The organism is Halomonas sp. PAMB 3232, from assembly GCF_031954225.1.
Lineage (GTDB): Bacteria > Pseudomonadota > Gammaproteobacteria > Pseudomonadales > Halomonadaceae > Vreelandella.
The window spans coordinates 3,121,484-3,136,271 of the sequence record NZ_CP134865.1; the positions used below are offsets into that span (position 1 = coordinate 3,121,484).

Annotated in this window: 13 protein-coding genes; 6 read left to right on the forward strand and 7 right to left on the reverse strand. The window is 64.2% G+C overall.

The window, feature by feature from the left end:
• Positions 1-86 precede the first annotated feature (86 nt).
• Together RN346_RS14280 and RN346_RS14285 are read right to left on the reverse strand one after the other, a co-directional pair.
• On the reverse strand, positions 87-254 hold the full coding sequence (locus RN346_RS14280) for a hypothetical protein (RefSeq protein ID WP_263586156.1): 168 nt from the start codon (positions 252-254) through the stop codon (positions 87-89).
• 44 nt (positions 255-298) lie between these two features.
• Entirely contained in the window at positions 299-1,930 is a 1,632-nt protein-coding gene (locus RN346_RS14285; RefSeq protein WP_263586155.1) for a BCCT family transporter, read from the reverse strand.
• Positions 1,931-2,203: 273 nt separating this feature from the next.
• Between RN346_RS14285 and RN346_RS14290 the strand changes: the two genes are divergently transcribed.
• Positions 2,204-2,554 (forward strand): hypothetical protein, encoded by a 351-nt coding sequence (locus tag RN346_RS14290; RefSeq protein ID WP_263586154.1) that lies wholly within the window; start codon positions 2,204-2,206, stop codon positions 2,552-2,554.
• Here RN346_RS14290 and RN346_RS14295 read toward each other — a convergent pair.
• The 5 genes from RN346_RS14295 to RN346_RS14315 all read right to left on the reverse strand — a co-directional run bounded on the left by RN346_RS14295 (position 2,551) and on the right by RN346_RS14315 (position 9,124).
• A complete protein-coding gene (locus RN346_RS14295; RefSeq protein WP_263586153.1) occupies positions 2,551-3,444 on the reverse strand; it encodes an AEC family transporter in 894 nt (297 codons plus the stop codon). The genes RN346_RS14290 and RN346_RS14295 overlap by 4 nt on opposite strands.
• Positions 3,445-3,492: 48 nt before the next feature.
• Positions 3,493-6,444 (reverse strand): bifunctional [glutamate--ammonia ligase]-adenylyl-L-tyrosine phosphorylase/[glutamate--ammonia-ligase] adenylyltransferase, encoded by a 2,952-nt coding sequence (gene glnE, locus RN346_RS14300; RefSeq protein ID WP_311961500.1) that lies wholly within the window; start codon positions 6,442-6,444, stop codon positions 3,493-3,495.
• A gap of 69 nt (positions 6,445-6,513) precedes the next feature.
• Complete coding sequence (locus tag RN346_RS14305) at positions 6,514-6,885, reverse strand: diacylglycerol kinase (RefSeq protein ID WP_252106214.1); 372 nt, start codon at positions 6,883-6,885, stop codon at positions 6,514-6,516.
• A 28-nt stretch (positions 6,886-6,913) separates the two neighbouring features.
• Complete coding sequence (dacB, locus tag RN346_RS14310) at positions 6,914-8,371, reverse strand: D-alanyl-D-alanine carboxypeptidase/D-alanyl-D-alanine-endopeptidase (RefSeq protein ID WP_409335770.1); 1,458 nt, start codon at positions 8,369-8,371, stop codon at positions 6,914-6,916.
• 57 nt (positions 8,372-8,428) lie between these two features.
• On the reverse strand, positions 8,429-9,124 hold the full coding sequence (locus RN346_RS14315) for a methyltransferase domain-containing protein (RefSeq protein WP_311958647.1): 696 nt from the start codon (positions 9,122-9,124) through the stop codon (positions 8,429-8,431).
• A 202-nt stretch (positions 9,125-9,326) separates the two neighbouring features.
• Here RN346_RS14315 and RN346_RS14320 point away from each other — a divergent pair, with 202 nt between their 5' ends.
• From RN346_RS14320 to RN346_RS14340, 5 genes are all read left to right on the forward strand, one after another.
• The gene (locus RN346_RS14320) at positions 9,327-11,216 is read left to right on the forward strand and encodes a beta-ketoacyl synthase (RefSeq protein WP_311962724.1); all 1,890 of its coding nucleotides are present in this window, start codon (positions 9,327-9,329) and stop codon (positions 11,214-11,216) included.
• The gene (gene coaD / locus RN346_RS14325) at positions 11,213-11,710 is read left to right on the forward strand and encodes a pantetheine-phosphate adenylyltransferase (protein WP_311958648.1); all 498 of its coding nucleotides are present in this window, start codon (positions 11,213-11,215) and stop codon (positions 11,708-11,710) included. Before RN346_RS14320 ends, coaD begins: the two co-directional genes overlap by 4 nt.
• Positions 11,711-11,771: 61 nt before the next feature.
• Positions 11,772-12,020, forward strand: coding sequence for a YfhL family 4Fe-4S dicluster ferredoxin (locus tag RN346_RS14330; RefSeq protein ID WP_252106211.1), 249 nt, complete (start codon positions 11,772-11,774; stop codon positions 12,018-12,020).
• Positions 12,021-12,027: 7 nt separating this feature from the next.
• Positions 12,028-13,335 carry an MATE family efflux transporter gene (locus RN346_RS14335; protein ID WP_311961501.1) on the forward strand — a complete coding sequence of 436 codons (1,308 nt, stop codon included), beginning with the start codon at positions 12,028-12,030 and terminating at the stop codon, positions 13,333-13,335.
• Between the two features lie 108 nt (positions 13,336-13,443).
• Entirely contained in the window at positions 13,444-14,754 is a 1,311-nt protein-coding gene (locus RN346_RS14340) for a short-chain fatty acid transporter (RefSeq protein WP_263586148.1), read from the forward strand.
• Positions 14,755-14,788: the final 34 nt, after the last annotated feature.

The following is a 14,788-nucleotide window of genomic DNA, read 5'->3' on the forward strand; positions in this document are numbered from 1 at the left end:
TTTCAAAATACCTTCTGCTTAACGTCTCTTCGGCGCTTATCGCTTTGTTTGGCGGCCCCGGGGGAAGGCGTGCCGGCGCCACCCCATCAGGTGAGCAACCAGTGCGCCAGCACTGCGGAGAAGCCAATGACCAGCGCCGTCAACACCGCCACGATCACGACCAGATCCAGCCACCGGTCGAAGACGGCGCTGTAGCGTTCGAGCGCCGCCCCCTTGGGCTGTCGTCGCGTGGCGCCGTGGCGTGGTCGAGCCATGAGCGCTTACTCCTGTAAATGGTTCGTTGGATAATAGATCAAGTCTAGCCCTTGATGCGACGATTGACCACGAGCGGCGCCCGGCGCAGGCGTTCGCGCTCGGCGTCACTCAGCTCGTCGGCTTCGAACGCATCGGCGCCGACCGGCGTATCGCCGTGGCGACGGTAGAGCTGGGTCAGCATCGAGCGGCGATCCGCCTGCAGCTCACGCACCAGCACGTACACCATCAGATAGAGAATGAAGGTAAAGGGCAGCGCTGCCAGCACCGCCGCGGACTGAAGCCCGGTCAGGCCGCCTGCCGCGATCAGCGTCAAGCAGATCGCCGCAATCAACACCCCCCAGGTCACCCGCTTGTAAAGCGGCGGGTTGATGGAGCCGTTATCGGTCATCTGCGCCACGATATAAGAGGCCGAGTCCGCCGAGGTCACCAAAAAGATGAAGATCAGCAGAATCGACACCAGCGAGAGAATGCTTGTGAAGGGCATCAGCTCGTACATCTCGAAAAGCGCCACCGTAATGTTCTCCTGAGTGGCCGCGGCCAAGCCTATGTTGTCGCCGTTGAGCTCCATGTTAAGCGCAGCGCCGCCGAACACGCCGATCCACAAGCACGCCAGCAGCGGCGGCATGATCAGCACGCCAAATACGTACTCCTTGATCGTGCGCCCGCGGGAAACCCGCGCCACGAAGGTCCCCACGAAGGGCGACCAGGCGATGACCCAGGCCCAGTAGAAAATCGTCCATTCGCTCGCCCAGGTGTTCGAGCTATAGGGTGAAATACGCAGGCTCATGCCGATGAAATTCTGGATGTAGTCGCCGATGCCCAGCGTAATGGTTTCCAGAATCGCAAGCGTTGGGCCGGTGATCAGTACGTAGAGCATTAGCCCGATACAGATGGCAAGGTTGAGATTCGATAGCCGCTTGATGCCCTTGTCGAGCCCCGACCAGGTCGAGAGCATGTAGGCGCAGAACATCACCGACAAGATGATGAACTGCCAAAGCGTGCTCTCCGGCACGCCGAACACCGCATTGAGCCCGCCGTTCATCTGTAAAACGCCCAGGCCCAGCGACGTCGCCACCCCCATCACCGTGGCCACCACCGCGAACACGTCGATCCAGGAAACGAAGGGGCGTAGCGCGGGCTTTTTCGCCACGATTGACGAGAGCACCGAGGAGACCAGCCCGGCCTGGCCCTTGCGAAACTGGAAGTAGGCGATGATCAGCCCCACCACCGAGAACGCCGCCCACTGATGTATTCCCCAGTTGAAGTAGCTGTACTGGATGGCGTAGCGCGCCGCGGCTTCGGTTTCCGGCTCAAAATCGCCGTAGGGCGGCTCGATATAGTGGCTCATCGGCTCGGCCATACCGTAGAACACCAGCCCCACGCCAAAGCCGGCAGCGAGCAGCATACTGATCCAGGAGAAAAAGGTGTAGTCCGGCTTCGAGTCCTGAGGGCCCAGCCGCACCTTGCCGTATTTGCTGAACGCCAGCCCGAAAAGAAACAACACGAAGCCAAACACCGATAGCAGGTAGAACCACCCCATATACTCGGTCACTGCCCCTAGCGCGGCCTCGGCGCCGCTGCCAAAGCGCTCCGGAAACGAAGCGCCAACGATCACCAGCCCAAAGATGATCACGGTAGAGGCGATGAATACCAGCTTGCCTTCTTTACGAACCATAGCGTTTCCCTGTGTCCCTGGAGCTCACCATCCCTGCCGGCCGCCCATGTCGAATGTATTATTGATCCAACCTCACGGCGCGAGTCGCACACCGTGGGCTTCAGCATAGTTGCCAAGGGCGCTGGCATCACGTTTTGGCCCCACCTCAGTTCAACGCTTTCCCTTTCAGGTAGGCGGTGGCGGTGACTACGCCCCTGGGGCAAGATGGTGCACGGGGGAACTCTCGCTTTTTGGTGCGTTCCAATGCTTGCCCATACTTTTTGGAGGCTTTTCATGACCAATACCCAACGCGAGTCGCAAAACGCGGCCTGGCAGGCGGCCCACCAGTGGCGAGCCCGCGCAGCCAATACCCCTTCAAACGGCTTGCTGGGCGCGTTAAAGCTCACTCTCATCTGGCTCGCTTTTGGCGCGCTCATGGTGGTCGGTTTGGTGTTCGGCCTTTTCTTCCTATTGGTCGGCTGGGCGCTGATGCCGTTCATGCGCCATAAAATGAAAAAGCGGATGGAGCAGATGCGGGCAGACCGCGCTCAGGACATTGGCGGCGGCTCGGGCTTTACTCACGGCGGTAATGAACGCGAAAGCGACGCCATCGAAGGTAGTTTCGAGGTGAAGGAGAAGTCTTAAATCGGGGCGCGAACGAAGGCAAACGTCGCACCCAGCACCAGCGGCATGACGACCAGGCTCCCCAAGTTGCCGATCAGCACCAGCGAAGCAACCCGCTGGGGCTCGGCATCGTACTGCTCGGCGACCAGGTAGTTCAACACCGCCGGTGGGAGGGCGGCAAAGACCAGAAGCGTTGCCAGCTGCAGTGAATCGAGCGGTAGCACCGCCATCAGCGGCAGCGCGATCACAAGCCCCGAAAGCGGACAGAGCAGCGCCCCTAAAAGCCCGGTGCGCCACTCGCCAAGATCCACCTCCAGCAGGCGCACACCGAGCGCAAACAGCATCAGCGGAATACACACCTCCCCCAGCATGTGCATCGCTTCCAGCAGCCAGCCCGGAAGATCGATCCCCGCCCCGTTGACCACAAGGCCCGCAATACTCGCCGCGACGATCGGCATACGCAGCGTCCGCGCAATGGAAGCGCGGGCGTCGACCATGTAAATGCCCACCGAGAAGTGCAGCAGCATTTCGACGATGAACACCACCACCGCCGCGGGTAGCGCCGCCTCGCCAAAGGCGAACACCAGAAGCGGTATGCCCATGTTGCCGGAGTTGTTGAACATCATCGACGGCAAAAACACCCGGCGGTCGAGCTTGAGACGCCCCGCCAGCGGCCACAAAAGCGCCCCAGAGCCGAGCACTACCAGCGCCGCCGCCCCGCCGAGCCAAGCATAGTCGGCCAGCGGCGCCTGGCGGTCCGCCAGCACGGCGAACACCAGAAGCGGTACGAACAGCTCCATGTTGAGCGTATTGAGGGTAGCGATGTTCGTCGTGCGCAGGCGCCCGTAAAGCGCCCCCGCCGCGGCGATTAGAAATACCGGTAAGAGCGTTGCGAGGATATGACCGGTCATCGACGCGCCCGCCGCGTTGACGCTTTTTTATAACGCTCTTTCATGGCATCAGCCCAGAAAACGCTGCCAGAGGCGGGAAACCGCGTCGCGGTGATGCGCCAGCGCTTCGACATCGCCCAGGGGCTTGTCGCCGGTCAGCGCCGCGCGGTGGGTGCGGCTGCGATAGGCCAGGTACGCCTCGCGAAGCGCCAGCGCCTCCTCCTCACCCAGGTAGTCGTGCTCCTCGAGCGTCTCCAGAATGCGCATGTTGTCCGGGTAGGTGGCAAGCGCCGGCGTCTTGTGGGAGAGCGCGAGCACGCCGTACTGGCAGAGAAACTCGATATCCACCATGCCGCCAGCGTCCTGCTTCAAATTGAACGTTGTCTCCTGCCCCTTGCCCGGCGGCGTGCCCAGGTGATCGCGCATCTTGCGACGCATGCCGATGACGTCCTCTTTTAATTTGTCGAGCTCGCGAGGCGTGGTCATAAGCTCAGCGCGAAGCTCAGAAAATTTTTCAGCCAGCGTCTCGTTGCCCGCCACCACACGGGCGCGCACCAGCGCCTGGTGCTCCCAGGTCCAGGCGTTCTGGCACTGGTACTCGCCGAAGGCCTTGAGCGAGGTCACCAAAAGCCCAGCGTTGCCGGATGGGCGCAGGCGCATGTCCACTTCGTACAGGCTGCCGGCGGGCGTGGTGGCGGTGAGCAGGTGGATGATGCGCTGCCCAAGGCGGGTATAGAACACCGGCGTGTCGAGCGGGCGCGGCCCGTTGGTCGTGCCCTTGCCGTCGCTGTCGTGCAAAAACACCAGATCCAGATCCGAGCCGTAGCCGAGTTCGATGCCGCCCAGCTTGCCGTAGCCGATGATCAGAAATGCCGGATCGAACTCGCTGGCGCCTTCGGGCACGCCGTGCTTTCGCGCCACGTGCTTCCAGGCCATCGCCAGCACGGCGTCGAGTATCACCTCGGCGATGTAGGTCAGGTAGTCGCTCACCTTCATCAAATGGCGCGTGCCGGCGATGTCCGAGGCGGCCACGTGCAGGGTCTTGGCGTGCTTGAACACTCTGAGCGCCTCGAGTTGCGCCTCCTCGTCGTCCTCCGGCAGGCGGTTGAGCGTCTGGCGCAGCTCGTCGCCCAGGGCGTCTTTATCCGCCGGCGTATAGAGCGTCTGGGGCGTCAAGAGCTCGTCGAGCAGAATCGGGTAGCGGGCCAGATGCTGGGCGATCCAGGGGCTCGGCGCGCACAGGCGCATCAGATGCTCGAGCGCGTGAGGATTTTCGCGCAGAAGCGCCAGGTACGCGGTGCGGCGCAGCACCGATTCGATCAAGGGCTGCACCCGCTCCAGCGCCGTATCCGGGGTGTCGTGTTCGGCCACGGCGTCAAGCAGCAGCGGCATCAGCGCGTCCAGGCGCTCGAAGCCGATACGCTGCATGCTCTGTACCTGGCGGGAGTGGTAGAAGCTTTTCAAGCGCTTCAATACCGCGGCCGGATCACCAAAACCCGCGGCGTCGAGCTGCGCCGTCGCCTCGTCCTCAGGCAGCTCATCGCGCCATAAAAGCCGCCACTGCTCCAGGCCAATACTGCCCTCTTCCGGGTCGGCAGTTTCCTCCTCCGGGTCGGCGATCACCGCATCGAAATGGCGGCGCACGCGCTCGCGGGCGGCGTCGAGCGCCGCTAAAAGCTCGGACCAGTTCATGTGCAAAGCGTAGGCCACGCGCACGCGCTCGTCGTCGTCGTCATCTGGCAGCATCTGCGTCTGACGATCGTCGAGCGCCTGAATGGCGTGCTCGACGTCGCGCAAAAAGGCGTAGTCAGTCAGAAGCTCGTCGACGACTTCAACGGGCAATAGCTCCAGCTTAGGCAGCTCGGCCAGCGCGCGTTTGAGCGAGGCGACCTGCAGCTCGGTGTCGCGGCCGCCGCGAATCAGCTGAAATGCCTGGACGACGAACTCGACCTCGCGAATGCCGCCGGGGCCGAGCTTGATGTTGCTCTCCATGCCCTTGCGCTTCACCTCGCGGTTGATCATCGACTTGAGTTCTCGAAGCGACTCGATCGCGCCGAAGTCGAGATAGCGCCGGTAAACGAAGGGGCGCAGGCTCTCAAGCAGCGCCTGGCCGCCTTCGATATCGCCGCCGACCGGGCGCGCCTTGAGCATCGCATAGCGCTCCCACTCGCGCCCCTGGTCCTGGTAGTAGCTCGACAGCATCGAAAAGCTGCCTACCAGCGGGCCGCCGTCGCCGAGCGGGCGCAGGCGCATGTCGACGCGAAAGGCGAAGCCATCAGCGGTCACCGCGTCCAGCGCGGCGATCAGGCGCTGGCCGAGCTTGGTGAAGTACTCCTGGTGGGCCAGCGGCTTGCGCCCGCCGCTGGTCTCGCCCTTCTCGGCGAAGGCGAAGATCAGGTCGATATCGGAGGAGAGGTTGAGCTCGCCGGCGCCGAGCTTACCCATGCCCAGCACCACCAGCCGCTGGGGGCGGCCGTCGCGACACGGCGCCGGCGTGCCCCAGCGCGGTGCGTAGAAGGCTTCGAGCCACCCAAGCGCTCCTTCGATCGCCACTTCGGCAAGCCAGGAGAGCGCCTGGGCGGTGTCCCACATGGCGTAACCGTTGCCCCGGTTAAGATCGCGCCAGATGATGCCCAGCATGCGCGCACGGCGAAAGCGGCGCACGACCCGATGCATGGCCTCTTCGTCCTCGACGCCGGACAGCGCCTCAGAAAGCCACGTCTGCTGGCGCGCCTTGTCCGGCGTGGCGTCGAGTTCGCCGTTGTCTGACAGTGTTTCGAGCCAGCCCGGGTAGCGGCCAAGCGTCTGCGCGGCGAAGTGCGACACCGTCAGCACCCGGTAGAGTTCAAACCGCCGGGCGTCGGTGAGCGTCTCGAAGAAGGCCGAGGGCAGCGGCTTATCGGTCATCGAGGCGACGTTGTCCGCCTTGTCGAGCGCCTCGAAAAGCTCGTTGAGTGCCTGCTCGGCGATCGGCGTGACCGCCTCGGGCGCATCTGCGAGTACCGCTGCGTTCCACTGCATAGCCACCTCCTGGCTGGCACCAACCCCGTCGGTGCTCTCTAAATCAGTGCTGTTTAAAAATGTAGACGCCTACCCGGCCAGCTTCACCCACCCAAGCACGCCCCAGGTCAGGCCCGCCATGATCAGCGAGAGCATCACCGCCGCCGAGCCGATGTCCTTCGCCCGGCCGGAGAGCTCGTGGTGCTCGGTGCCGATACGATCCACCACATTCTCCACGGCGCTGTTCAAAAGCTCGACGATCAGCACCATGAACAGACTGCCCACCAGCATCAGCCACGCCATCGCGGTGTCCGCCAGCCACCAGGCCAGCGGCAGCATGATGGTGCAGATGACCAGCTCCTGACGAAAGGCCGCTTCGTTTTTAAAGGCCGCCTTGAGCCCTTTCCACGAGTAGCGCGTGGAGTGAATCAGGTGGGTTATTCCGGTATGCCTTGGCTTCATCGCGCCATGTCGCTCTCATCAAGGTGGATTAGTGGGCCGTAATCATGGCATCCAGGTCGAGTGCAAGCGGGTCGAGCACCTCCGACCAGCTTAAGTAAGGCGTGGTGCCGGTGCCATTCACCAATACGCTAAACACCCCCCAGCGCCCCTGGGCCGTACGAAAGTAGCCCGCGGCGGCGCGCACCGCAAACGGCTCGTTGAGCGTACCGGTTTTCAGCATCACGTTGTTTTGAAAGCCCGGCGGGCCGCGGCGAATGAAGCGCATCACGCCGTTGGCCGGCGACTGAAACGCCGCCACGAAGCTTGGAAACAGCGCACTTTGATTGAACATCGCCTCGAGCATCGCGGTGACGCCCTGGGCCGAGGTGCGATTGCCCGTGGTCAGGCCACTGCCGCTTTCAAGCGTGACCGGGCCGTGGCCGGGAATCGAATGGGCGAAGGCCTCCAGCGCCTGGCCGGCCTGGTAGAGCTGGGCTTGGGGCGTCTCGACCAGATCGAGCGCCAGCACGTCGGCCATGTAGTTGTTGGAGTAGTTCATGGTGCGCAGCAAAAGCTCCTGCAAGGGCTTACTGTCCACCGCCGCCAGCCGGCTCGCCCCGCTCGGCCGCGCCGAGGTGACCCGCCAGGGGTCGCGCACGCGGATACCCGCCTGGCCCAGCATGCTCAAAAGCGTTTGGGCGGTCTGCTCCGCCGGGTCACCAACGCCGCGGTACACGTCCCGAGCGGCGGCGTTGGTCGAAATCTGACCGGTCACGCGCATCACGTCGCCGCGCTCATCGGTAATGCGCACGGCGCTTAGCTCGGTGCCGCTGTTGGCAGGCACGGTGCGTACCTGGTTGTCGATCGTGATCAAGGGCTGAGGGCTATCGCACAGCGACGCTTGCGCCGGCGCATTGGCGACAGGCGCCGGCGCCACGTTCACGCACCAGGCGCCGAAGTTGACGCCGGCGGAGGTGAGCGGCGCGCTGTAGGCGTTGGTCACGCGGGTCTGGGCGTTGCAGCGGTCGGTCGTGACGCACTCGACCGGGCCAAAGCGCCACTGGCTGACCACCAGCGCCCCGTCGACCTGCTCGACCCCGGCCAGTTGAAGGCGCTGCACCAGCCGCCACAGATCCTCGGTGGTCAGTCCCGGGTCGCCGCCGCCTTCGAACACCAGATCGCCGCGCAGTACGCCGGCTTCGACCGGCGCGCTGCTGACCAGCGACGTGGTAAAGCGGTGCTGAGGCCCGAAGCGGCTCAAAAGCGCCGCGCTCATGTAGGCCTTGGTGACCGAAGCGGGCGACAGCTGGCGCTCCGGGTTGATGCGCCCCAGCACCTGGGGGGTATCCGGGCCTAAAAGCCGCGCCTCGGCGCTGATCGAAAAGCCCTTGCTTTCGAGCTGGCCAAGGCGAGTGAAATCCGCCCACAGCGGCTGGCTGAACACTAACGCGGCCAGGGCCGCCCCTGCCAGCCGCGCCGGCCGAACAAACGTTGATAAACGACTCACTCTTACCGTCCTTGAATGCATGTTCATGTTGGAAACAGGTTTCGCGTCACGCCTGAATCACAAATTCGAGAGCCCTTGAGCGCCCACGGTGTGGCTTTGAAGCGTACAGGTCAGGCGCCAAAGCGGCTGGCCGCTCTGGGCGTACTTCGCCTCGAAAGGCGTCAGATAATCGGGGCCCGGCGTGAGCGACTCGACCGCTGCCTGCTGACGGGTGGCAAGCGCCACCGCCTGGGCGAACTCCTCAATGTAGATTTGCCAGTTCGAGCGCACCTCGAGTTGCCCACCCAGCGCCAGCACGGCGGGAAACACCGGGTGGCCGTGCCAGCGCATCTTCAGGTGCGCGGCCTTGGGGTACGGGTTGGGGTACAGCAGATAGTGGCGCTCGGGGGCCCAGCCTGCCGCCAGCGCCAGCCGCCAGAAATCGATGAGATCGGCGCGCACCAGCAGCGCGTTGTCCGGCGGCGCGCCGTGTTCGCGGCCCAGCCGGCTTTCGCTTCGATCCACCCCGATCACCGCGTGGTCCGGGAACCGCTCGGCCAGCCGCCTTGTCGAAAGGCCCACCCCGCAGCCGGCATCGAGAATCAGCGGCGCGCTCGTCTGTTCACGCCAGAGGCTGGCCTGCTCGAACGCCTGGCGGCTGTGGTCGGCCACGGGCTTTTTGAGCGGATGCGCCAGCGCGCGCTGAACGCGCCGGGCCAGATCCTGGTGGGGGCCGGGCTGATTGGAAGTAACGACTCGAGACGCGTGCTGCATGCCACCCTCTGAGGGAAAAACCACGATTCTATCAGTCTCCGGCGCGCGCGGCATGACGCCATTGCACCCCTGGTGCTATGATCGTGTCCATGAATGTCAGGACACTCGGCCAGGGTCTTTCAAGCGCCCCGCCGAGGCGTACGTTACCCAACTATCGCACCACGAGGAATCCGGCTTGTCACACTTACCGGTAATTGTCGGCATGGGCGGCATCAATCCTGCTGGCAGAACCTCGGGCCATCAGGCCTTTCGCCGCACCGTGCTTGATGCGCTACCTACTGATCAAAAGCGCCATACGCTGGAGAGCCTGGCGGCGCTAATGCGCTTGGCGATCCATACCGAGCAGGGCTGGCAAAATGACCAGGGCGAACCGATCGAGGCGCCCGCCGAGGCGATTTTCGAGCGCGTCTTGAACCACACGCTGATCCGGCGCAACGAAGATCCGCACTTTCTCGCCCCCGGTATGCCCGCCAGCCGCCAGGCAGAGATGGCCCTCGACACCCCGCTGCACTTCACGCTGCGCCGGCGCCAGCTGCCGGAGCAGCTGCCGGCCAACTGGGAAGTGAGCGACACCGAGGACGCCCGCCACGTGAAGGTCAGCGTGCCCGCCGGGGTGTTCAATGCGCTGCTGCCGGATGCCCAGACGCCCAAGGTCGTGGCCGCCGCGCAGTTGCCTACCGGTTTCGACCCGGCAAGCCTTTATCGCAGCGTGCACCACCCACGGGGGCTGTCGATGGCCATTTTCGCCGCCAGCGACTGCCTGGGCGCCAGCGGCCTTGAGTGGGAGCGGCTGCGCGAGCGCCTGGACCCGGACAAGATCGCCGTTTACGCCGGCAACTCCATTGGCCAGCTCGACGAGGCCGGCTGGGGCGGGCTGATGAAAAGCCTGGTGAGCGGCAACCGCGCCACCTCCAAGCAGATGCCGCTGGGCTACGCGCAGATGCCAGCGGACTTTCTCAACGCCTACGTGCTGGGAAGCGTCGGCAGCACCGGAGCCGCACTCGGCGCCTGCGCAAGCTTTTTATACAATCTGCGCCTGGGGCTTCAGGACATTCGCGAAGGCCGCGCCCGAGTGGTGATGGTGGGCACCGCGGATGCGCCGATCACCCCGGAGATCATCGAAGGCTTTCGCGCCATGGGGGCGCTGGCCGACGACGCCAGTCTCAAGGCGCTTGACGCCCTCGAGCTTCTGACCGACGCGGATTACCAGCGCGCCTGCCGGCCTTTCGCCCAGAACTGCGGCTTCACCATGGCCGAGGCGAGCCAGTTCGTGATGCTGATGGACGATACGCTGGCGCTCGAGACTGGCGCGGATATCCTCGGCGCGGTGCCGGATGTGTTCGTCAACGCCGACGGCTTCAAACGCTCGATCTCCGCCCCCGGCATCGGCAACTACATTACGCTTGGCAAGGCGGCGGCGCTGGTGCGCGACATGCTCGGCGACACGGCGCTCAAGCAGCGCACGTTCGTGCATGCCCACGGCACCAGCACGCCGAAAAACCGCACCACCGAGTCCCACGTGCTGCACGAAATCGCCCGCGCCAACGGCATCGATGCCTGGCCGGTGGTGGCGATCAAGGCGTTCATCGGCCACTCCCAGGGCTCGGCGGCGGGTGATCAGCTGACCAGTGCCCTGGGCAGCTTCCAGCACGACCTGCTGCCCGGTATTCCCACGCTGGACGCGGTGGCAAGCGACGTCCACGCCGAGCGGCTGCGCTTTTTCCAGACGCCGCTCGCCTTTAAGGCAGACGCCAGCTTCATCAACGCCAAGGGCTTTGGCGGCAACAACGCCACCGGCGTGGTGCTCTCGCCCAGCGTCACCGAGCGGCTGCTCGAAAAGCGCCACGGCGACCAGGCCATGCAGGCGTGGCGAGCGCGCCGCGAAGACGTCCGCGCCCGCTCGAAAGCGTACCTGGCCCAGGCCGACCGCGGCCACTACGCGCCGCGCTACCAGTTCGGCGAAGCCGTGCTCGAAGGCCCGGAGCTTGGCATCGACATGGACCGCATCCATATTCCAGGCTACGCCCAGCCGGTGTCGTTGACGGTGGATAACCCCTTTGGTCGGCTCGACGACGAGGAGAGCGCATCATGAGCGCCGAGCAACCCCGAGTGGCGGTCTACCCCGGCACGTTCGACCCGATCACCAACGGTCATTTCGATCTGATCGCGCGCGCCGCGAAGATGTTCGATCGCGTGGTGATCGCCGTGGCCGAAAGCCCTAACAAGAAGCCGGCGCTATCGCTGGATCAGCGCATCGCGCTGGTGGAATCGACGTGCCATGCGCTTCCCAACGTGTCGGCGGTCGGGTTCTCGTCGCTTTTGACCACCCTGATGGCGGATCTCGATGCGCGCATCATGCTGCGCGGCATTCGCGCCGCCTCCGACTTTGAGTACGAGCTGCAGCTTGCTAACATGAACCGGGCGCAGAATCCGACGCTCGAGAGCGTGTTTTTGACGCCGGCGGTCGAGAACTCCTATATTTCGTCGACGATCGTTCGCGAAATCGCGCGCCTTGGCGGCGATGTGTCCGCGCTGGTGCCCCCCAAGGTCGCCGAGGCGTTGGCCGAGCGCTTCAACGCCCCTTGAGCCCCATCACCCACGCGGCACCGCTGCGGCGGGCGAATCCGTCATTCACGAGGTAATAGCCATGTCCCTGATGATTACCGACGAATGCATCAACTGCGACGTCTGCGAGCCGGAATGCCCTAACGATGCGATCTCGCCGGGTGAAGAAATCTACGTGATCGACCCGGGTCTTTGCACCGAGTGCGTAGGCCACTTCGACGAGCCTCAGTGCCAACAGGTCTGCCCGGTGGACTGCATCCCGCTCGACCCGAACCGCCCGGAAACCAAAGAGCAGCTGTTGAAAAAGTATCACCTCATCACTGCCGCCTGACCCGCCCGTGCGCATCTGGGCGCTCGCCTGGCCCATCATTCTCTCCAACGTCACCGTCCCGCTTCTGGGGCTGGTGGACACTGCCGTGGTCGGCCACCTGCCGGATTCGCGCTATCTGGCCGCGGTCACTCTGGGCGCAACGCTGTTCGGTTTTCTTTACTGGGGCTTTGGCTTTCTGCGCATGGGCACCACCGGCCTGGTCGCCCAGGCCATGGGCCGCGAGGCACCCAATGACATCAAACATCTTTTGGGGCAGTCGCTTTTACTGGCGGTTTCGATCGGCGCGGCGCTGGTGCTTGCGAGCTCGCCGCTGATCGACCTTGGGCTGTGGCTGCTCGATGGAAGCAAAGAGGCTCAGGCGCTTGCCCGCGAGTACGCCGAGATTCGGCTTTGGTCTGCGCCGGCGGTGCTGGCCAACTATACGATTCTGGGCTGGTTTCTGGGCCAGCAAAACGCTCGCGTTACGCTCTACCTGCTGCTTTTGACCAACGCCGTCAATATCGCGCTCGATCTCGTCTTCGTGGTGGGTCTTGGCATGACCAGCAACGGCGTGGCGCTGGCAAGCGTCATTGCCGACTACAGCGCGCTGGCCTTCGGCGCGTGGCTGGTGGTTCGCCAGCTGCGGCTTCTGGACGGCGTCTTCGAGCGCTCAAGGCTCTGGCGGCTTCGCGCCTACCGGGCGCTTTTCAGCGTCAACGCGCACCTGTTCGTGCGCACCCTGGGGCTTTTGTTCGCCACCGCGTTTTTCACCGCCCAGGGCGCGCGCCAGGGCGATACGATGCTTGCCGCCAATGCGGTGCTTTTGCAGTTCATCATGCTGACCAGCTACGCGCTGGACGGCTTTGCCCACGCGGCCGAATCGCTGACCGGCCGGACGTTTGGCCGACGCGACTGGGCGGGCTTTGCGGCCACGGTCAAGGCCGCCGCGCGCTTTTCGTTTTACACGGCGCTGGCTACCGCGCTTGGTTTCGCGCTGTTCGGTAACGCCCTGATCGCGCTGTTGACCGGTCTTTTAGAGGTGCGCACGACCGCCGCCGAGTACCTGCCCTGGATGGTCGCCATGCCCCTGATCGCGGTGTGGAGCTATCTGCTCGACGGCGTATTCATCGGCACCACCGCGGTGCGCGAAATGCGCAACAGCATTTTCGCCGGACTTTGCGTTTATCTGCCCGCCTGGTGGCTCTTCCAGGGGTTTGGCAATCACGGGCTGTGGCTCGCCTTTACGCTGTTCATGCTCACCCGCTCCGCGGTGCTCGCCGGCTACTACGCCCGCTACCGGCGAAGCCGCTGGTGCGCCGCCCAGGCGGAGTATTGATCGCTGGCGGTTACCCATCCGCGGTTAACCCATCGGCGGGGATGAAAAAGGCACCCCAGGCTCGTATATTGAGCGGGCACTCCCAATAACGAATAAAGCGAGCCTCTTATGCTAAGGTTTATTGCCAGGCCTGCGGTCAAGCTGGTCGAGCGCTATCTCCCCGACCCCTATATTTTCGTCCTGCTGCTGACGCTGATTGCCTCCGTGGCGGCCATCGCCGTGGAGCGCCAAACGCCGCTTGCAGTGCTGCGCATGTGGGGCGACGGCTTCTGGGGGCTTTTGACCTTCTCCATGCAGATGCTGCTGGTACTGGTCACCGGCTTCATGCTGGCAAGCTCGCCGCCGGTCAAGCGCCTGCTGGCAAGGCTTGCGGGCACCGCCAAAAGCGCCGGTGGCGCGATCATTCTCGTCACTCTGGTGTCGCTGGCCGCGAGCTGGATCAACTGGGGCTTTGGTCTCGTCGTCGGGGCGCTGTTCGCCAAGGAGCTGGCGCGACTGGTGCGCGTCGATTACCGCCTGCTGGTGGCGAGCGCCTACTCCGGGTTCGTGGTCTGGCACGGGGGGTTGGCGGGCTCGATTCCGCTGACCATCGCCACCGACGGCCACTTCTCCGCCGATCAGATCGGCGTGATCGGCACCGGCTCGACGATCTTTGCATTCTTCAACCTCGCCATCGTCGTCTGCCTGTTCGTGGCCATCCCGCTGATCAACCGTTTGATGCTGCCGCCGGACGAGGAGAGCGTCTACGTGGATCGCGCGCTTCTCGATGACGAACCAGAGACGGTCGAGCGTGCCACCCGCCCGGCAGAGAAGCTCGAAAACAGCATGGGCCTGGCGCTGCTGGTGGGCGTGCCAGGGCTTTTGTTTTTGCTCGACCACTTTTTCCTGCGCGGCGGCGGGCTCAACCTGAACGTGGTCAACTTTCTGTTTCTGTTTGCCGCGATCGTGCTGCACCGCACGCCGCGCAACCTGTTGAACAGCCTGAACGAGGCGATCAAGGGCGGCGCGGGCATCGTGATTCAGTTCCCCTTCTACGCCGGCATCATGGCGATCATGGTGCAGTCGGGGCTGGCCGAGAGCATGTCGCAGTGGCTGGTCTCGTTTGCCAGCGCCACGTCGCTGCCGTTCTGGTCGTTCATCAGCGCCGGCATCGTCAACATCTTCGTGCCGTCCGGAGGCGGTCAGTGGGCGGTGCAGGCGCCGGTCATGCTGCCTGCCGCCGAGGCGCTGGGCGCGGACGTAGCGCGTATCGCCATGGCGGTCGCCTGGGGCGATGCCTGGACGAACCTGCTCCAGCCGTTCTGGGCGCTGCCGGTGCTCGCCATCGCGGGGCTCAAGGCCAAGGACATTATGGGCTTTTGCCTGGTTCAGCTATTTTTAACCGGCGTGATCATTTCCGTGGGGCTTGTGTGGTTTTGAGCGCCGGCGGTTTCACTTCACGGGCGGCCCGCGC

Excerpts from the sequence above, each read along its gene's own strand:
- RN346_RS14315 (WP_311958647.1), bottom strand. The coding sequence starts at position 9,124 with ATGCAGCACGCGTCTCGAGTCGTTACTTCCAATCAGCCCGGCCCCCAC.
- RN346_RS14320 (WP_311962724.1), top strand. The coding sequence starts at position 9,327 with ATGGGCGGCATCAATCCTGCTGGCAGAACCTCGGGCCATCAGGCCTTT.
- RN346_RS14305 (WP_252106214.1), bottom strand. The coding sequence starts at position 6,885 with ATGAAGCCAAGGCATACCGGAATAACCCACCTGATTCACTCCACGCGC.
- RN346_RS14330 (WP_252106211.1), top strand. The coding sequence starts at position 11,772 with ATGTCCCTGATGATTACCGACGAATGCATCAACTGCGACGTCTGCGAG.
- RN346_RS14290 (WP_263586154.1), top strand. The coding sequence starts at position 2,204 with ATGACCAATACCCAACGCGAGTCGCAAAACGCGGCCTGGCAGGCGGCC.
- RN346_RS14280 (WP_263586156.1), bottom strand. The coding sequence starts at position 254 with ATGGCTCGACCACGCCACGGCGCCACGCGACGACAGCCCAAGGGGGCG.
- coaD (WP_311958648.1), top strand. The coding sequence starts at position 11,213 with ATGAGCGCCGAGCAACCCCGAGTGGCGGTCTACCCCGGCACGTTCGAC.
- RN346_RS14295 (WP_263586153.1), bottom strand. The coding sequence starts at position 3,444 with ATGACCGGTCATATCCTCGCAACGCTCTTACCGGTATTTCTAATCGCC.
- RN346_RS14285 (WP_263586155.1), bottom strand. The coding sequence starts at position 1,930 with ATGGTTCGTAAAGAAGGCAAGCTGGTATTCATCGCCTCTACCGTGATC.
- RN346_RS14340 (WP_263586148.1), top strand. The coding sequence starts at position 13,444 with ATGCTAAGGTTTATTGCCAGGCCTGCGGTCAAGCTGGTCGAGCGCTAT.
- glnE (WP_311961500.1), bottom strand. The coding sequence starts at position 6,444 with ATGCAGTGGAACGCAGCGGTACTCGCAGATGCGCCCGAGGCGGTCACG.